Below are 17,349 nucleotides of genomic sequence, written 5' to 3'. Positions count from 1 at the left end.
GCCGGGACGACCGTCGTGACGGCGAGCGCGGTGGCGACCGTGGCGGGTTCCGTCGCGACGACCGTCCCTCGGGCGGCTTCAACCGCGACCGCCGCGACGGCGACCGCCCGACGGGCGGCGGCTTCCGCCGGGACGACCGTCCGGCCGGCCACCGTGGCAGCGACCGTCCGTTCAACCGTGACCGCCAGGGCGACCGCCCCGCGGGCGGTGGCTTCCGCTCCGGCAGCCACGACCGCCCCTACGGCCGTCGTGACGACCACCGTGGTGCCGGTTCCGGTTCTGGTTCCGGCTCCTCCTTCCGCCGCGACGACAAGCCGCGCTGGAAGCGCAACGGCTGACGGCCGCTGACGCCGTAGCACTCGAAGGGCCCGGACGACTTCGGTCGGCCGGGCCCTTCGGCGTGTGTCGGTAGTGCTTTCTGGCCATGATTTCCGGCCAGTTGCCTGCCTCTGTGGCGCATATCACATGCCTGGCAAGGGAATTGCTGGGGGCATGACAGATGACGCCAGAGTGAGTGGGAGTGGGCTGTCGGACGAAGAGCGGCTGGCCCAGCTCGGATACACCCAGGTTCTCGCCCGCCGGATGTCGGCGTTCTCCAACTACGCGGTCTCGTTCACGATCATCTCGGTCCTGTCGGGCTGCCTGACGCTCTATCTGTTCGGCATGAACACCGGCGGGCCCGCCGTGATCACCTGGGGCTGGGTCGTGGTCGGGCTCATGACCCTGTTCGTCGGGCTCGCGATGGCCGAGATCTGTTCGGCGTACCCGACGTCCGCGGGCCTGTACTTCTGGGCCCACCGGCTGGCGCCGCGGCGGACGGCCGCGGCCTGGGCGTGGTTCACGGGCTGGTTCAACGTCCTCGGCCAGGTCGCGGTGACCGCCGGCATCGACTTCGGGGCGGCCTCGTTCCTGGGCGCGTACCTGAACCTGCAGTTCGACTTCGAGGTCACCCCCGGCCGCACGATCCTGCTCTTCGCCGGCATCCTCGTCCTGCACGGCCTGCTGAACACCTTCGGCGTACGCATCGTCGGCCTCCTCAACAGCGTCAGCGTGTGGTGGCACGTCGTGGGCGTGGCGCTCATCGTGGGCGCGCTGACGTTCGCGCCGGACCGCCACCAGTCGGCGTCCTTCGTCTTCACGGAGTTCGTGAACAACACGGGCTGGGGCAGCAGCTTCTACGTGGTGCTGCTCGGCCTGCTGATGGCCCAGTACACCTTCACCGGGTACGACGCCTCGGCGCACATGACGGAGGAGACGCACGACGCGTCCACGGCCGGCCCCAAGGGCATCGTCCAGTCCATCTGGACGTCGTGGATAGCGGGCTTCGTCCTCCTCCTCGGCTTCACCTTCGCGATCCAGTCGTACGACAGTGCCCTCGGCTCGCCGACCGGGGTGCCGCCCGCCCAGATCCTCCTGGACGCGCTCGGCGCGACCGCGGGCAAGCTCCTCCTGCTGGTGGTGATCGGCGCCCAGCTGTTCTGCGGCATGGCGTCGGTGACCGCCAACTCCCGCATGATCTACGCCTTCTCGCGCGACGGGGCGCTGCCCTTCTCGCACGTGTGGCACACCGTGAACCCGCGCACGCGCACGCCCGTCGCGGCCGTGTGGCTCGCCGCCCTGGGCGCGCTGGTCCTCGGCCTGCCGTACCTGATCAATGTGACCGCGTACGCGGCGGTGACGTCCATCGCCGTGATCGGCCTCTACATCGCGTACGTCATCCCGACGCTGCTGCGGCTGCGCAAGGGCGAGGGCTTCGAGAGGGGTCCGTGGCACCTGGGCCGCTGGTCCCGCCCGATCGGCGTCGTGGCGGTCGTCTGGGTCGGCGTCATCACGGTCCTCTTCATGCTGCCCCAGGTCTCCCCGGTCACCTGGGAGACCTTCAACTACGCCCCCGTCGCCGTCCTGGCCGTCCTCGGCTTCGCCGCGGCGTGGTGGTTCGCCTCGGCCCGGCACTGGTTCCTCAACCCGGACCACGAACGCACCCGCGCCCGCGAGGCGGCCCGCAAGGGAGCCCCGGATCCGGTCGATCCGTGAGGTTCCGCGCTCCACGGCGCGGCCGGGACACCGATACCCGATCGGAGTCCCGGCCGCGTCCGGCTATGCTCGTTCCTGGCATCGACGCGGGTCGGTGCGTGTACCGGCGCAGGTCGGTGCACGGACCCTTAGCTCAATTGGCAGAGCAGTGGACTTTTAATCCATTGGTTGTGGGTTCGAGTCCCACAGGGTCTACAGATTGTAGGCGGGGGGTATGCCCTCTGACCTGCTATGCAGCGTCCGGGTCGGCTTCGGTCGGCTCGGGCGCAGACTCGTTTCCGGGCCTCTGCGTGAGCGATGCTTGAGCGGATGTTCGAGGGTGCAAGCCAAGGAACACGGCTGCGACAGCTGCTGGGCGATCTGCACGGCTCACGACACGCCGATGACCACCCGCTTCGGCGAGGGCCACTGGATCTACGGTATGAGCGCGAGACGCACATAGCGGTGGCGGCAAGGGGGCGGTCATGGACGCATCTGAAGACACACTCGTTGTGTTGACGGCATTGCCCTTGGAGCGTAGGGCAGTGCGTCGCCTGCTGGAGGGGCTTGAGAGAGTCGACCAAGCGGGCACGGTGTTCGAGCGAGGTCGGCTCCCGGGAACGTCCTGGACGGTCTATCTGGCCGCCACTGGACCGGGGAACGACTCCGCGGCGGTGATCACTGAGCGGGCCATCAATTTCGTACGTCCCCAGGCCGTCTTCTTCGTCGGTATCGCGGGGTCGCTCAAGCCCGATGTCTCCCCGGGCGACGTGGTCGTGGCTTCTGAGGTGTATGCGTACCACGGAGGCAAGGAGAGCACGGCAGGGTTCAAAGGACGTCCCCGCAGCTGGGAAACCACCCACCACCTTCAACAGGTAGCCATGCACGTGGACAGCGTGGATGACTGGCGGGGGCGACTGTCGGAAACGGAACGAGACACGACCCAGGTGTATTTCAAGCCCATTGCCGCTGGCGACCTGGTGCTGGATGCGCCGGCAGGGTCGCCATCCCGAGTCCTCTTGGACCAGAACTTCAACGACGCCGTGGCTGTGGAGATGGAAGGCGCAGGTTTCGCCAATGCCGCCACCAAGGCGGGGGTCCCCTTCCTTCTGGTTCGTGGGATCAGCGACATGGCGAACGGAACCAAACAGAGCACCGACGGTGCCGGCATGCAGGAAGCCGGAGCGCAGCATGCGGCTCTCTTCTTGACGGAAGTGATCGCCCAGTTCCAACCCGCGAATACGGCTGCGCGCCTCGCGTTGGCTGCTCCCGGACAGCCCACCGACGAGCTGATCTGGCAACCTCTCGATCAGCCCGCACGCGTGGCTTGGTACAGGGAAATCGTGCCGTCGAGTGTCTCCATCAGCGGTCCCTCCTTGCTGGAGATCCACTTGGCGCCCATTTTGATGACGAGCAGGGTTACTGCAATCCGCATGCGGGAGTTGGCCGATGAATTGGTGAACCTGGGCCGCGCTAGCGGGTTCTTCTCGAACACGGAGCACGTTGAGGTACACGCCGGCGCCGAGATGACGATGGCATCTGTGGTGGGTCGCCACGGGCGATCAGCAGGGCTGGCGATCACTAGGTCCGGCCAGCGGAGTGTTTGGGAAGCCCTGCCGCAGCCGGGTTTCGCCCACGTGCTCGACGAGGAGCACGCCCGGGAGCGAATTACCGCTCTGTTGTCGTTGCTGGAGGCTGTCGAGGTACCGACGGCTTCCGCCTACGCGCCGGCGATCGGCATCGAGAAACCGAGGATGGTGATGATTGGGCGCCTCAGCGCGGTCGATCCCAATCGAGCCACCTTCTCGCACAGGAGCGACACTCCCGTGAGGGTCGATCCGGAAGAAGCGGTCACCGCCGCGATGCTCGTCGGCCGCAGCAGCGAGCTGGCCCAGGAGCTGACCGTTCGCTTGATCCTCGCCTTCCGTGGGTCCAGCAGCTAGGTTGCTCGCGGCTTACCGGCCTTCCGTGCGGCGGCGCGAGGGACCAGAGCCGCAGCCTTCTCGGCGACCTCACGGGCCAACTCCGGGAGCAGGCTCGTGTACGTGTCGGAGGTCAGCGCGATGGTGGAGTGGCGCAGCATCTCCTTCACCGCGTGGATCCTCGCGCGGATATAGGCGGCCCTGTGGGGGAATGCTTGGGCTCCCTTGCCGGAGGAGGCTCACGTGGTAGCTGTAGTGACTGCAATCGGAGGCCTGATCGGACTGATCGTTTCGCTGGTCTTCTTAGCTATGCAGACGCGCTCAGTGTCAGAGCAGTTTCGTATGGCCAGCAACGTCAATGGAATCAATGGAATCGATCTCTGCCTGAACAGTCTCAGGGAGATCTATTTCAAGATGATGGACTTCCCCGGGCTCCGGCAGCACTTCTATGACGATGTTCCATGCCCCGAGAGTGGGGTGGAACGCGAGCGTGTCTTGCTGCTGGCTGAAATGCTGACAGACGTGCTGGAAAGAGGCCTGGTTGCTACGCGTCGTATCCCTGAGACGGAGTCGTTCGACGACTGGCGGGACTACTGCCTCTTCATCCTTGAGCACAGCCCGACTATCTGCGATCTGCTCCTCGACCACCCTAAGTGGTGGCCCGAACTAGTCCGTCTTCACACCGCTTGAATGTGAGAACAGCTCCACCGAGAAGCGATCCGGCTGCGCTATCCCTGCGGGGGACGGGCGCTGGTTCCCTCACTCGTTGCCGTATCCAGAAGCGCCCCTCGCGCCCTGTGATGGTGACAAGCCAAACCAGCGCTGCTGTGCGAACCTGCTCAGGTTCCGGCTCGCCAGACGTGAGTGGCCAGACCAAGCCCGAGTAGGGCGTCTGTCGCGCGGTACGCCGTGCCCGTCCAGACAGCGGCAGCGGAACGCCCTCGGACGGTTACGCATCTCCCGTCCGGGGGCTGTCCTCGTACGCACCCGGAACTACTTCCCGATGCTGATTTTTTCGTTGTCGAGGAGCGCTGTGTGCGTGGCTGACGTAATGATCAAGATCATCAGCAGGAATCCGGTCAGAGGGCTACCTTCTCCCGAAGGATTGATGGCCATTGCGACACCGATGATGACGATCTCGCCAACCACGTAGGTCACCGCCAGCCACGGCTTCACCACACCCTTGACCGCGGCGACCACGAACGGCACCGCCGCGCACAGGCCGAGCGTGACGACGGGCGAGAGGGTCCAGATCACCTTGGCGATCAGGCTGTTGAACATGCTGGGACGGGTCGGAGCCAAGGGCTGGTTGAAGTACGGATTGCTGGCCATGGCGCTGCTCCTGGTGCTGGGTTGTGGAGTGTGGGGCAGTGTGCTCCCTGTTGCTGCGGTATGTCACCGCTTTCGCCTAAATCACCACCAGAGAGTGACGCTGGGTAGGAAGGTGGCGCAGGGGAACTTGGCCGGCCCGAACATTCGGCTTCGCGCAAGCAGAGACCACGGACCACCGCATGGCGAAGGCCCCGCCCGAACCCCGGGGCGAGGCCTTTCGCGTGCCCATCGTCAGTCGAGACTCCCGTTGATCGACCCATCGTCGTAGTAATCCAACGTGTCTCGTTCCTTCTTTGGCATCTCATCGAACGCGTTCTGCATGACCCAGGCCATATGGAGCGTGTCGTAGTCGTCCTGGCTCAACGCCTCGCACGCGTCCGGCCGATCCATCTTCGTCGCAGCGGAGGTAAGGGCCTTCTCGCAGTTCGCCACATGTTCGTCGTAGGTGGTGCGTGCGAACGCCCAAACCGTCGAGCCGACCCCGGCAGCGACGACGAGTGCAACAACGATAAGGACGGTTCGGTTGCGCTTCCGTACCGGTGACGGAGGCACAAGCGGCTGATAGTCGGGCATTGGCGGTGGTGTGGCGTGGGCCATGGCTCCCCCGGAGCGCTGGTGGTGTGCGGCGGATCGTAGCGGCGGGGCCGACATTGCGGGAGGGAAAAGGCAAAGGCCCACCACCCGGGCGTGGTTGGCGCGCTCTAGCGTCCGTTGCTGCGCGGCGCAAGTGAAGTAGGAGGCCGGGGAGTGGCCCGCGTGCTGTCGAGTCGGAGGATGGCCAACATCATGCGGCGGCATGACGATTAGGGTCCGAGTCGGGGCGGGTACCCCGTTGACCAACATCTCGTGATGCCATCCGGCATGAGGCGTCACGGGGCGGAACAGGCCGACCTAGTGGGACCCCAGACAGTGGTTTTGGGTTCGAGTCCCACAGGGTCTACGCGAGAGCCCTCAACTCAGAGGTACTTGGAGCTGAGGGCTCGTGTTGCTTCGTGACGCCTAACGGGCGTCGTTCTCGCCGGGTTCGTCGTCGGGCGGTTGTACGGCGACGAAGGATCCCTTGCCGCGCACGGTGACGATGAGCCCGCGCTCGCGCAGTTCCTGGGCGGCACGTCGTGCGGTGAGCAGGGCCACCCCGTACTCGTCGGCGAGGTGGTTCTCCGAGGGGATGGGCCGGTCGGGCGCCAGCTCGCCGGACGCGATCTTCCTGGAGATGACGTCGGCCAGCTGCATGTAGAGCGGTGTCGCGCTCATCGGGTCCAGAGCGGTCTCCGGTTCTTCGCGACAGTCGAGCCCGTGAACCGGCGGTCCGGGACGGCTGTGCTTGCTCACTCTTGGGGCCCGTCGCCGGGTGGCTGCTCAGGCCGCACGAAGGTGCCCTTTATGGGGACCGTGATGACAAGCCCCTGATCGCGAAGTTCGCGCGTGGCCCGGCGGACCGTGTTGACGGCCACGCCGTACTGCTCGGCGAGATCGCGCTCAGCGGGAAGTCGCGCACCGGCGGGCAGGCGTCCTGTGCGGATCTGTTCGGCGATGTGGTGCACCACCTGGAGATACACGTAGACGTGACTTGCCAGGTCAGGTGTCCACCGGTCATTAGCCATGGCGGCACGCTAAGGCGACTCGTAGCACCGCACCACATGCGGCACCGTCAGGGTGCAACCTGATGCTTCTGGTTGCTACCTATTGCAACCTAAGGCAAAGTGGACGCTGAAAACCCCGGCGAGGTGGACAAGACCTCCCGGGGCATGGCCAACGCTGCAATAGGAGCGTCAACGTGTACGACCTTATCCGCCGCACCCTCGAATGGATGCGACTCCTCTTCTGTCCGGGCACGGGCAAGCGGCGCCGCACTCGCCACCGCACCCACCTCTGCCTGCACTTCACCGCCGTACGGCACACCGCCGCGTCCCTGCCGCCAGGGCTCCTCCGTCACCGGTCGCCGTACGGCCTCGTCACCCCTCTCGACGGCGCCGACTCCGCCCTCGTGCGCCCCTACCTCGCCGCCCACGACGAGGAAGCCGTCCTTCAGCAGCGTCGGCGCCTCGCTCTCGTGCTCGCCGCCGATCTGGGGATCGACCTCGACCGGCACCTGGTCGGCGCGCAGGAGGTGGCCGCCTGATGGAGCATCTGAACGGCGCGTCCGAGCTCGCGCCGCGCCTGCTGCCCTGGCCGTCCCTCGACGGCAAGCCCTGCTACCTGGTCACGGACGGCGGCGGATATCTGTCCCGCCTCGCCGACGAGCTGGAGGCGGTCCAACTCGCCACAGGGGCCGACGTACTCGCCCTCGCCCGTCCGCTGCTGGACGACCCGGCGTCGCCGCACGGCGAGGTCCGCTTCGCGGGTCTCCGGCTCGCCGAGTGCCTCACGGACGCCCTGCGCGTCGCCGGGTCCCGGGGCATGCGTCTGCCCGTACCGGACACCGAGAGCGGCGAAATCCCGTAAGCGCGCGTGGGCCTCCCGCCTCCCGCCTCAGGTCGTCCGGGGCGGGGGCCCACGCCGTGTTCCGGGCGGCTCACGCGACGAGCAGCAGGGCCGTCCACATCACCACGGCCAGCGACGGCAGCAGGTAGGCGATCAGCACGATCGACAGGCCTCGTCTGCGGCCCGTCCAACTCGCCCACGTGGCGGCGTACTCGGGCAGGCGCTGCAGCGCACGTCGCTGTACGTGCTGGTAGTAGAGGCGGTGCCGGTGGCCGACGAAGAGCCAGGTGAGGGCCAGTACGAGGCCGAAGGCGGCCAGGACCCGCGCCGCCGTGCGGTGTTCCTCCGAGGTGAGGAGCGTCGTGTACGCGACGGCGAAGAGCGACTGGCCCACCAGGAAGAGGTTGCCCCGCTGGAACAGCATGGTGTTCTCGTGCAGCGTGTGCTGCCAGAGCCGGCCGTCCTCCGCGATGCGCTGGACCTCACTGTCGTCCGCCATGCCACCGTCCTGCCCCGTCCTCGCGCGGAGCCACCGCTTCCGCGTGAGGTCCGGCCGCCGGCCTCGGCCCGCGGACGGGCGTGTCAGCCCGCGGTGAGCTCCGCCAGCGGCAGCGTGTGCTGGGTCTGGAGGACCTTCGCCCGCAGGTAGCGGACGTTGTGGGGCGTGGTGAACACGCCCGTGGGGACGCGGTGTTGTACGGCGACGCCCAGCGAGCGGAGCTGCTCCGCCTTGTCGGGGTTGTTGGAGAGGAGGTCCAGCTCCGTGACGCCGAGGGCCGTGAGCATCTGTGCCGCCGCCGTGTAGTCACGGGCGTCCTCGGGGAGGCCGAGGGCCGTGTTGGCGGCGTACGTGTCGAGGCCCTCGTCCTGGAGGGCGTACGCGTCGAGCTTGTTGTAGAGGCCTATGCCCCGGCCCTCCTGGCGGAGGTAGAGGAGGACGCCGCCGCGCGTCGCGATCTGTTCGACGGCCTCGCGGAGCTGAGGGCCGCAGTCGCAGCGGGACGAGCCGAAGGCGTCGCCCGTCAGGCACTCGGAGTGCAGGCGGACCAGCGGCGTGGCGCCGGCGGGGTCGCCGAGGACCATCGCCACGTGCTCACGGCCGTCCGTCAGGCCGTGGAAAGTGACGAGTTCGGCGTCGACGCTGTAGCCGTCGTGGAAGCGCAGCGGCACCCTCACGCGCGAGCGCTGGGTGGCGGCGGGGTAGTCGGGCATGCGGTACTCCGGTCCACGATCCTCATCTGCTTCAGATTTGAAGCAGACCCTCGAATCGAGACCCTACCCCATGCTTTAAAGTTAAAGCAACGGATTTCCGTGGTGAGGGAGTGGCGCCGGCCTCCGGCGGGCGGGCCCGCCGTCCCGGCCGTCAGGCGGGTGCGGGCGGCCTCATGTGCACGAGCCGGACGAACGGCGGCGCCACGGCACGTCGTCCGGCGCGGCCTGCGGGTCGTCGCCCTCCAGGCCGCGCGCGACCGCCGCGCAGATCTCCTCCAGCTGCCCCACCTGCGCCGGCGTGAGGTGGTCGAAGAGGGCCGCGCGGACCGTCTCCACATGTCCGGGAGCCGTACGCTCCAGCAGCTCCATCCCCTCGTCGGTCAGGACCGCGATGCTGCCCCGCTTGTCCATGCGGCATCCCTCGCGGCGCACCGCCCCGTCCTTCTCCAGGCGGGTCACCGCGTACGTGAGCCGGCTGCGGGTGATCTTCGTCCGCTCGGCGAGGTCCGTCATGCGCAGGCCGCGCTCCGGCGCCTCGGAGAGGTTGGCGAGGATGGAGTAGTAAAGGTGGGGCATGCCGGCCTCCTGCTGGAGCTGCCGGTCGATCGCGTCCTCCAGGAGATGGGAGGCGGCGATGTAGGCGCGCCAGGCGCGCTGCTCCTCGGAGGTGAGCCAGCGGGTCGTCATGCCTCCAGTGTAGGTTTGCTTCAAACTTGAACCAAGCCCGGCTCCGGTCGGCCCGAACCATGCCTCCGAAAGAGCCCGAACCCTGCCTCCGAAAGAGAGCGCGTCGATGCCCCACCCCTACGTCCTGTTGTCCGCCGCCGTCTCCCTCGACGGACGCCTGGACGACACCGGCCCCGAACGGCTGCTGCTCTCCGGACCGGCCGACTTCGACCGGGTCGACGAGGTACGGGCCGCATCCGACGCGATCCTCGTCGGCGCGGGCACCCTGCGCGCCGACAACCCCCGGCTCCTCGTCAACTCCGCCGAGCGGCGCGCGGCCCGTGTCGCCGCCGGCCGGCCGGAGTACCCGCTGAAGGTCACGGTCAGCGGCAGCGGCGACCTCGATCCCGCCGCCAACTTCTGGTCCACGGGCGGCGAGAAGATCGTCTACACGTCCGACGAGGGGGCCCCGAAGGCGAAGGAGGCGTTGCGCGGGCTCGGTGTCGACGTCGTCTCCGTGGGGTCCGCCCTGGACTGGCGGGCCGTGCTCACGCACCTCCACGACGCACGCGGCGTACGGCGGCTCATGGTCGAGGGCGGCGGCCGCGTCCACACCCAGCTCCTCCAGCAGGGCCTCGCCGACGAACTGCAGCTCGCCCTCGCACCGCTCGTCGTGGGCGAACCGGACGCGCCACGGCTCTTCGGGCCCGGGGAGTACCCCGGCGGCCCCCGGAACCGGATGCGACTGGTCGAGACCCGGCCCGTGGGAGACGTCGTGCTCATGCGGTACGTCCCCACCGCGCCCGGCACCGGCCCCGTCCCCTCGGCGGCCGACCACCACTGGCTGGAGCTCGCCTGCGGCCTCGCCGCCGAGTGTCCGCCCTCCCCGACCGCCTTCAGCGTCGGCGCGGTCGTCGTCGCGGCCGACGGCACGGAACTGGCCCGCGGGTACTCCCGTGAGTCCGACCCCCTCGCGCACGCGGAGGAGGCCGCGCTCGCCCGGATCGAACCGGGCGATGCGCGGCTCGCGACCGCCACGGTCTACAGCAGCCTGGAACCCTGCGCCCGCCGCGCCTCGCGGCCCGCGCCCTGCGCCCGGCTGATCCTCGACGCGGGGGTGCGCCGGGTCGTCACCGCGTGGCGCGAGCCCGACACGTTCGTGGCGTCGGCGGACGGGAACGGCCTGCTCGCGGCACACGGCGCCGACGTCCTGGTGCTCCCGGAGTATGAGGACACGGCCAAGGCACCCAACCGCCACCTCGGCTGACCCCGGCCCCCGCGCACCCGCCGGAGGGCCGGCGGAGGGTGAAGCGAGGGTTGAGAGGGGGCGGCGTTAACCCGTGTGCGAGGGGTCCCGCAGATGGCGTACACTGGTTTCAACGACGCGGGGTGGAGCAGCTCGGTAGCTCGCTGGGCTCATAACCCAGAGGTCGCAGGTTCAAATCCTGTCCCCGCTACTGAAGACCTGGGGCCGGAATCCAACGGGATTCCGGCCCCAGGTGTTTTCCACGAGGTTCGTGAGACCTACGAGGCCCATGAGGCCCATGAGGCCCCCAGGGTCCGCGAGGTCCATCACGGCCTGTGCCGGACGGGTCGGCGCTCACCCGCCCGGCTCCCGCCGGCTCGCCCCACGCCCCCGCTCCCGGGAATCTGGACAGAGCGCGGGAAGGGCAGGAGTCACGTGGCCGGGCGTCGTGAGGTGCAGAAGCGGGCGCCGGGGCCCGTCGAGCCCGAGCGGCGGACCCTCTCCTACGCCCACACCCGCACCCTCGTCCGCCTGCTGCCCGCCCTGCTGATCGCCGCGGGAGTCTGTTACGACCTCCTCACCCCCAAGGACTTCACCGCGGCCCCCTTCTTCACGGCCGCCGCGCTCGTGGCCGCACCGCTCTTCTCACTCGGCGCCACCGTCTGCACGGGCATCGCGGGGACGGCGGCCATGGCCCTCGTGCACCTCAGGTTCGCCTTCGACGCGGGCGCGGTCACCGAGGTCGTCACCGTGGGAACCGTCGCCGGCCTGGCGATCGTCATCAACCGGCTGGTGAGCCTGGGCAACGCCCGCCTCGCCTCGGCGCGGGAGATCGCCGAGGCCGCCCAGCGGGCCGTACTGCCCGAACCGGCCGGGCGGATCGGCGGGCTCGACATCGCGGCCCGATACGTGGCGGCGCAGGCGGACGCGTTCATCGGGGGTGACCTGTACGCCGTGCAGGACACCCCGCACGGCGTGCGGCTCGTCCTGGGAGACGTACGGGGCAAGGGCATGGGGGCGGTCGGCACCGTGGCCGTCGTCATCGGGGCCTTCCGGGAGGCCGCCGAGCACGAGGCCACCCTGGAGGCCGTCGCCCAGCGGCTGGAACGGGCACTGGCGCGCGAGGGCGTCCGGCGGGACAGCGTCGAGATCTCCGAGGGCTTCACCACCGCCGTCCTCGCCGAGATCCCGCACGGCGCCCAGGTCGTCCGACTCGTCAACCGCGGCCACCCCGGGCCCCTTCTCCTGCACGGCGACGGAACCGTCCGCACGCTCGACGCGGCGCATCCCTCGCTGCCCCTCGGGATGGGGGAGCTGGGCGACCGGCCCGACCGCGCGCAGGAGGAGGCGCTCCCGGGCGGGGCCGTGCTGCTCCTCCACACCGACGGGCTGTCCGAGGCCCGGGACGAGCGGGGCGTGTTCTTCGATCCGGTGCGACGGCTGTCCGGGCGGGTCTTCGCCGGGCCCGACGAACTGCTCGACGAGCTGGTGGACGACGTCCACCGGTACACCGGGGGCCGGTCCACGGACGACATGGCGCTGCTCGCCGTGCGACGGCCGTAGCGGTACGCCCTTCCCCCTGCCCCTCTAGCGGCCTTCCCGTGGGTTCCCGCGGCCTGGCCGCGACCGTCCGGGGTCTATATCACCTGCAGTAGTCGAATGACGCCCCTGCGCACAACAACTGACGCACCGTCAACAGATCCGTCACCTGTGAATGGCGATCAACTCGTCCGATTTACCCCGCTCATGACCTGTTGGTCCAGGTCAAGAGCCTTAACGATCATCAAGAACAGCTTGGAATCCGGTGCCCGCGTCTATTAACGTTCGATAACGCAGCGCGGTCGTCCCAGCCGTCACAAGAGACGGCTCCGTGCGCACGCGCCGAATCCCGCAAGGGAACCGGGGAACCACCTACATGGGGTGAATCGCGTGTCTTTCGCGGTGGCAACACCGTGGTTGACGCGCGTAGGAGACCTTCCTGCTCCGAACCCGTCAGCTAACCCGGTAGGCGAGAAGGAAGGAAAGGAGCGCGCCCACGTGGCGTCCAACAGGCCTGCCCCCACACCCTCGTTCGTGCCGAATGAGTTCACGGGGGACACCTCGGGTGACAAGAAGCCCGACACGTTCGCCTACGGCGCTCGTAAGGACGAGGAGACCTGGGAGGTCTGGAATCCCAGCGCGGACACCATCGCTCCCGTCCGCGGCCGGCACCGCGTCTCCAAGCAGCGCGGCGGAGGACTCGCCCGCAGCTCCACAGTTCTGGGCGTCGGTGTCATAGCCGCCGTCGGCGCGGGCGGCATGGCCACCGCGCAGACCGGCAAGCCGCCGGTGTCGATCTCGATCCCCGACCTGCCGAACGTGGGCTCGCTGATCTCGGACGACGAGGCCCCCGAGGGTTCCAGCACGCCGCTCACCGCCGCCGGCCTCACCACGGCCGACGCCGAGCAGGGCAGCGCGGACGCCGGTGAGGCCCTGCGCACCCGCATCATGCTCCAGGCGGAGCTCCAGCAGGACCAGGTCGACCGCGAGGCCCAGGCGGCCGCGGAGGCCGCCGCCGCGAAGAAGGCCGCCACGCTGGCGGCCAAGGAGCAGGACGCGGCGAAGGCCAAGGCCGCCGCCGCCGAGCAGAAGAAGAAGGACGAGGCCAAGAAGAAGGCCGAGGCCGCGCGCCTCGCCGAACTCGCCACGCAGTACACGCTGCCCACCTCCTCGTACACGATCACCTCGACCTACGGGCAGTCCGGCTCGCTGTGGTCCTCGGGCCAGCACACGGGTCTGGACTTCGCCGCTCCCACGGGTACCCCGATCAAGGCCGTTCACAGCGGCACGATCACCGAGGCGGGCTGGAACGGCTCGTACGGCTACCGCACGGTCCTCACGCTCGACGACGGCACCGAGGTCTGGTACGCCCACCAGTCGTCGATCGGCGTCAGCGTCGGGCAGAAGGTCGGCACGGGCGACGTCATCGGCCGCGTGGGCGCGACCGGCAACGTCACCGGGGCGCACCTGCACCTGGAGGTCCACACCAGCGGCGGCAGCGGCATCGACCCGATGGCCTGGCTGCGCGGCAAGGGCCTCAACGTATAGGTAGTCCGCGGTCCGGACGCCCGTACATGCCCGCACATGCGGAATACGGCCGTCCGGTACGGCCGTTGACGTACCCATGACTTCTCTTCGCAAGCTGGGTCCGTCCGACCTGGAGGTCTTCCCGCTCGCCCTCGGCGGCAACGTCTTCGGCTGGACCGCCGACAAGGCCAGTTCCTTCGCCGTGCTCGACGCGTACACCGGCGCCGGCGGGAACTTCGTGGACAGCGCCGACACGTACTCGTCCTGGGCGCCGGGCAACGAGGGCGGTGAGTCCGAGACCGTCCTCGGCGACTGGCTGACCGCGCGCGGCAACCGCGCCGACGTCCTCGTCGCGACCAAGGTCGGTGCCCACCCTCAGTACAAGGGCCTGTCCGCGGCGAACATCAAGGCGGCCGCCGAGGCGTCGCTGCGCCGCCTGAAGACGGACCACATCGACCTCTACTACACGCACTTCGACGACCCGTCCGTGCCGGTCGAGGAGATCCTCTCGGCCCTGGACGAGCTCGTGCGCTCCGGCAAGGTCCGCGCGATCGCCGCGTCCAACCTCTCTCCCGAACGGCTCCAGGAATCCCTGGACTTCTCCGACCGCGAGGGCCTCGCGCGGTACGTGGCGCTCCAGCCCCACTACAACCTGGTCTCCCGCGACACGTACGAAGGACCGCTCCAGGACATCGCCTCACGCGGCGGACTGGCCGCCGTGCCCTACTCCGCGCTCGCGGCGGGCTTCCTCACCGGCAAGTACCGGGCGGGCGCCCGTGTCGACAGCCCCCGGGCCGGTTCGGCGGGCAAGCACCTGGAGACGGAGCGGGGGCAGCGGGTCCTGGCCGCGCTCGACGAGGTCGCGCAGGAACGCGGGGCCGAGATCGCGACCGTGGCCCTGGCCTGGCTGGCGTCCCGCCCGACCGTTGCCGCGCCGATCGCCAGCGCCCGTACGGTGGAGCAGCTGCCGGCGCTGCTGAAGGTGGCGGAGCTGACGCTCACGGACGCGGACCTCACGAAGCTGACCACCGCCTCCGGCTGAGGTCCCGTGGTCCCGTGGTCCCGTGGTCCTGAGGTTCTGTGGCCCTGAGGTTCTGTGGCCCTGAGCGGCCGAGTTCCGCGCCCGAGAGGTCATCGGGGCCTGCGCGGGTTCTGCGCCTGGTTCCGGAGAGGGGTCCGGAGGGGGCCGGAGGTTCCGCGGTGATTGCCGTGGCAGTGGCTCAGGTCCGGTACGGGTTGTACGTGGGGTGCGGCGCCGATGCCGCGTGCTGATGTCCCGTGTATGGGTACCCGTGTCCCGGCCAGGGTGGCGGCGCCGGGGGCGGGGCCGTCGCTCTGGCCGCGTACGCCAGGGCCGGGCGGGCCGGCTCGCGGCGGGCCCACAGCTCGTGGAGCAGCTCCCGTTCGCGTACGACGAAGTCCGCGCCCGCCCGGCCCCGGCGGCCCCGGTGACGCAGGAACGCCAGCGACGTCGCGTACGCCTCGTACTCCGCGACGGCCCGGCCCGCGTCGCGGCCGCCGTGGTGGGTCGCGTACTCGCGGGCCAGCCGCCGGGCCTTCATCGAGCCGAGGACGAACGGCTCGGGTGCGGCGAGCCAGCCCGCCATGGCGTACGGGGGCAGTTCGTCGCGGACCGTGCCCAGTTCGCGCTGGCGGGTCCAGACGGCCAGCCAGGTGAGCAGCCCGAACGACGGCACCATGAAGGCCGCGTAGACCGCGAAGAAGCCGTAGTCGCCGAAGCTCGACGAGCCGTTCCACATCGCGTGCATGCCCATCGCGAGCAGCAGCCCGGTGATCGGGAGGAGCACACGGCGCACCTGCTGGCGGTCCGCGGCACGCGCGGCGATGCCGAAACCGATCCCGGTCAGCACGGTGAACAGCGGGTGCGCGAAGGGCGACATGATCACGCGTACGAAGAAGGTCGCGGCGGTGACGGAGAAGATGCCCGTGTCGCCGGTGAGCTGGTCGGTGCCGAACGCGGTGCCCAGATAGAGGATGTTCTCGGTGAACGCGAAGCCCGTCGCGGTGACCCCTGCTATCACCACGCCGTCGACGATCCCCGTGAAGTTCCGTCTGCGGAACAGGAAGACGAGCAGGACCGCCGCGGCCTTCGCCGACTCCTCGACGACCGGCGCTATGACGGTCGCGCCGAGGGTGTCGGCATGGGACGGGTCGGCGGTGGCCGTCGCTATCCACTGGGTCGCGAAGCTGTTCGCGACGATGGCTATCAGCGCGGCCGCGCAGGCGCCCCACGCGAAGGAGAAGAGGATGTTTCTCCAGGGCCCCGGATCGACCCGGTCCAGCCACCGGAACGCGGCGACGAGCAGCGGGACGGGCAGTACGGCCAGCCCCAGGCCCACCAGGAAGCCCTCGGTGCCGGTCTGTTTGCGGACGAGCGCCAGGATCACGAGGCCCGAGAGGGTGAGCAGGGCGGTCAGCGCGCCGTAACGCACCCACTTGCGCTGCCACCAGCGCGCGCGCCGACGGATGCCTCCGGCGGGAAAGCCGGGGGGTGCCGGGGGTGGAAGGCTGGTGGCCATGACAAAAACCCTAACGAGGGAGGGGCGTGGCCCGCGAGAGCGCCTCCTCGGGCGCGTGGGGCCGTGGCTTCGTGCGGCTCCGCCGTGTGGGTGCGATCAGTCCTCCGTGTTCTCCCCGTCGCGGGATGCGGTGCGCGGTCCACGCCTCGCACGTCGCTCGCCGGACCCCGCACGGGCTCAGTCGCCCGTGCCGTCCTCGGTAAGCGGTACGCGGCGGAACAGCAGATCGTTCACTGCGTGACCCTTGTCCAGGCCCTGGCCCTCGAAACGCGTCAGGGGCCGGAAGACGGGACGTGGCGCGAAGCCGCCGTCGGGCCGGGTGTTCTCGAAGTCCGGGTGCGCGGTGAGGACTTCGAGCATGACCTCGGCGTACGGCTCCCAGTCCGTCGCGCAGTGCAGCAGTGCGCCGGGGCGCAGGCGGGACGCGGCGAGTGTGAGGAACTCCGGCTGGATCAGGCGCCTTTTGTGGTGGCGCTTCTTGGGCCACGGGTCCGGGAAGTAGATCCGCAGGCCGGCCAGGGAGTCCGGCGCCAGCATCTCGCGCAGCAGGATGATCGCGTCGCCGTTGCCGACGCGGAGGTTGGACAGGCCGGCCCGGTCCGCGAGGTTCAGCAGGTTGCCCTGGCCCGGGGTGTGGACGTCGACGGCGAGGATTCCGGTGCCCGGGTCCTCGGAGGCCATAACGGCAGTCGCCTCGCCCATGCCGAAGCCGATCTCCAGCACGACCGGGATGTCCGCCCCGAACAGCTCGGCGAGGTCGAGGGTCCGCTGTCCGTCGATGTCCAGGCCCCACTTCGGCCACAGACGCTGCAGCGCGTCCTCCTGGCCCTGGGTGACGCGGCTGCGGCGTGGCTGGAAGCTGCGGATCCGTCGCTCGAAGTGGGAGCCTGCCGGGTCGGCGCGGGGGCCGTCGGGGAAGCGGGGTTCG

General features: G+C 69.4%; 19 protein-coding genes, 2 tRNA genes, 1 pseudogene and 1 riboswitch. Of the genes and pseudogenes, 12 read left to right on the top strand and 10 right to left on the bottom strand.

Annotated elements, in window-relative coordinates:
- The 4 genes and pseudogenes from KUF83_RS08105 to KUF83_RS08090 form a co-directional block, all read left to right on the top strand.
- Positions 1 to 338: pseudogene (locus tag KUF83_RS08105) on the top strand (RNA helicase); the annotation flags it as partial.
- Between the two features lie 154 nt (positions 339 to 492).
- On the top strand, positions 493 to 2,034 hold the full coding sequence (locus KUF83_RS08100) for an amino acid permease (protein WP_217453902.1): 1,542 nt from the start codon (positions 493 to 495) through the stop codon (positions 2,032 to 2,034).
- 122 nt (positions 2,035 to 2,156) lie between these two features.
- A tRNA-Lys gene (locus KUF83_RS08095) sits at positions 2,157 to 2,229 on the top strand.
- 269 nt (positions 2,230 to 2,498) lie between these two features.
- On the top strand, positions 2,499 to 3,956 hold the full coding sequence (locus KUF83_RS08090) for a 5'-methylthioadenosine/S-adenosylhomocysteine nucleosidase (protein ID WP_217453901.1): 1,458 nt from the start codon (positions 2,499 to 2,501) through the stop codon (positions 3,954 to 3,956).
- Here the strand turns inward: KUF83_RS08090 and KUF83_RS08085 are convergent.
- Positions 3,953 to 4,105, bottom strand: a complete 153-nt coding sequence (locus KUF83_RS08085) for a hypothetical protein (RefSeq protein ID WP_217453900.1) — start codon at positions 4,103 to 4,105, stop codon at positions 3,953 to 3,955. The two genes, KUF83_RS08090 and KUF83_RS08085, sit on opposite strands and share 4 nt — an antisense overlap.
- A 73-nt stretch (positions 4,106 to 4,178) precedes the next feature.
- On the opposite strand from KUF83_RS08085, the gene KUF83_RS08080 reads away from it, so the two are divergent.
- The gene (locus KUF83_RS08080) at positions 4,179 to 4,625 is read left to right on the top strand and encodes a hypothetical protein (protein ID WP_217453899.1); all 447 of its coding nucleotides are present in this window, start codon (positions 4,179 to 4,181) and stop codon (positions 4,623 to 4,625) included.
- Positions 4,626 to 4,928: 303 nt separating this feature from the next.
- Here the strand turns inward: KUF83_RS08080 and KUF83_RS08075 are convergent, their stop codons facing one another.
- From KUF83_RS08075 to KUF83_RS08060, 4 genes are all read right to left on the bottom strand, one after another.
- Positions 4,929 to 5,267: a hypothetical protein gene (locus KUF83_RS08075; RefSeq protein ID WP_217453898.1), complete on the bottom strand. Its 339-nt coding sequence runs from the start codon at positions 5,265 to 5,267 to the stop codon at positions 4,929 to 4,931.
- 231 nt (positions 5,268 to 5,498) lie between these two features.
- Complete coding sequence (locus KUF83_RS08070) at positions 5,499 to 5,840, bottom strand: hypothetical protein (RefSeq protein WP_217453897.1); 342 nt, start codon at positions 5,838 to 5,840, stop codon at positions 5,499 to 5,501.
- A gap of 426 nt (positions 5,841 to 6,266) precedes the next feature.
- Positions 6,267 to 6,521, bottom strand: a complete 255-nt coding sequence (locus KUF83_RS08065) for a GntR family transcriptional regulator (RefSeq protein WP_217453896.1) — start codon at positions 6,519 to 6,521, stop codon at positions 6,267 to 6,269.
- A gap of 74 nt (positions 6,522 to 6,595) precedes the next feature.
- Entirely contained in the window at positions 6,596 to 6,871 is a 276-nt protein-coding gene (locus KUF83_RS08060) for a GntR family transcriptional regulator (protein WP_217453895.1), read from the bottom strand.
- 173 nt (positions 6,872 to 7,044) lie between these two features.
- Between KUF83_RS08060 and KUF83_RS08055 the strand changes: the two genes are divergently transcribed.
- Both KUF83_RS08055 and KUF83_RS08050 read left to right on the top strand, forming a co-directional pair.
- Positions 7,045 to 7,389, top strand: a complete 345-nt coding sequence (locus KUF83_RS08055; protein WP_217453894.1) for a hypothetical protein — start codon at positions 7,045 to 7,047, stop codon at positions 7,387 to 7,389.
- On the top strand, positions 7,389 to 7,712 hold the full coding sequence (locus tag KUF83_RS08050) for a hypothetical protein (RefSeq protein WP_217453893.1): 324 nt from the start codon (positions 7,389 to 7,391) through the stop codon (positions 7,710 to 7,712). Before KUF83_RS08055 ends, KUF83_RS08050 begins: the two co-directional genes overlap by 1 nt.
- 70 nt (positions 7,713 to 7,782) lie before the next feature.
- On the opposite strand, the gene KUF83_RS08045 is transcribed toward KUF83_RS08050, so the two are convergent.
- From KUF83_RS08045 to KUF83_RS08035, 3 genes are all read right to left on the bottom strand, one after another.
- The gene (locus KUF83_RS08045; RefSeq protein WP_217453892.1) at positions 7,783 to 8,190 is read right to left on the bottom strand and encodes a hypothetical protein; all 408 of its coding nucleotides are present in this window, start codon (positions 8,188 to 8,190) and stop codon (positions 7,783 to 7,785) included.
- Positions 8,191 to 8,273: 83 nt separating this feature from the next.
- A complete protein-coding gene (gene ribA, locus KUF83_RS08040; RefSeq protein WP_217453891.1) occupies positions 8,274 to 8,903 on the bottom strand; it encodes a GTP cyclohydrolase II in 630 nt (209 codons plus the stop codon).
- A gap of 171 nt (positions 8,904 to 9,074) precedes the next feature.
- Entirely contained in the window at positions 9,075 to 9,590 is a 516-nt protein-coding gene (locus KUF83_RS08035; protein WP_217453890.1) for a MarR family winged helix-turn-helix transcriptional regulator, read from the bottom strand.
- A gap of 106 nt (positions 9,591 to 9,696) precedes the next feature.
- Here KUF83_RS08035 and KUF83_RS08030 point away from each other — a divergent pair, with 106 nt between their 5' ends.
- From KUF83_RS08030 to KUF83_RS08010, 5 genes are all read left to right on the top strand, one after another.
- The gene (locus KUF83_RS08030) at positions 9,697 to 10,836 is read left to right on the top strand and encodes a dihydrofolate reductase family protein (protein WP_217453889.1); all 1,140 of its coding nucleotides are present in this window, start codon (positions 9,697 to 9,699) and stop codon (positions 10,834 to 10,836) included.
- A 116-nt stretch (positions 10,837 to 10,952) separates the two neighbouring features.
- Positions 10,953 to 11,026 (top strand) — tRNA-Met (locus KUF83_RS08025).
- Positions 11,027 to 11,250: 224 nt separating this feature from the next.
- Positions 11,251 to 12,378 (top strand): PP2C family protein-serine/threonine phosphatase, encoded by a 1,128-nt coding sequence (locus tag KUF83_RS42565; protein ID WP_217453888.1) that lies wholly within the window; start codon positions 11,251 to 11,253, stop codon positions 12,376 to 12,378.
- 306 nt (positions 12,379 to 12,684) lie between these two features.
- A riboswitch (cyclic di-AMP (ydaO/yuaA leader) is annotated at positions 12,685 to 12,841 on the top strand.
- Positions 12,842 to 12,852: 11 nt separating this feature from the next.
- Entirely contained in the window at positions 12,853 to 13,902 is a 1,050-nt protein-coding gene (locus tag KUF83_RS08015) for a M23 family metallopeptidase (RefSeq protein WP_217453887.1), read from the top strand.
- A 76-nt stretch (positions 13,903 to 13,978) separates the two neighbouring features.
- Positions 13,979 to 14,923, top strand: coding sequence for an aldo/keto reductase (locus tag KUF83_RS08010; protein WP_217453886.1), 945 nt, complete (start codon positions 13,979 to 13,981; stop codon positions 14,921 to 14,923).
- Between the two features lie 178 nt (positions 14,924 to 15,101).
- Here the strand turns inward: KUF83_RS08010 and KUF83_RS08005 are convergent, their stop codons facing one another.
- Positions 15,102 to 16,421 (bottom strand): PrsW family intramembrane metalloprotease, encoded by a 1,320-nt coding sequence (locus tag KUF83_RS08005; protein WP_217453885.1) that lies wholly within the window; start codon positions 16,419 to 16,421, stop codon positions 15,102 to 15,104.
- A gap of 177 nt (positions 16,422 to 16,598) precedes the next feature.
- On the bottom strand, positions 16,599 to 17,349 hold a 751-nt coding region (gene trmB / locus KUF83_RS08000), incomplete at its 5' end, for a tRNA (guanosine(46)-N7)-methyltransferase TrmB (protein ID WP_217453884.1).

This window comes from Streptomyces sp. BV286, from assembly GCF_019090165.1.
Lineage (GTDB): Bacteria > Actinomycetota > Actinomycetes > Streptomycetales > Streptomycetaceae > Streptomyces.
This window is presented reverse-complemented; position numbering and strand designations above follow the sequence as displayed.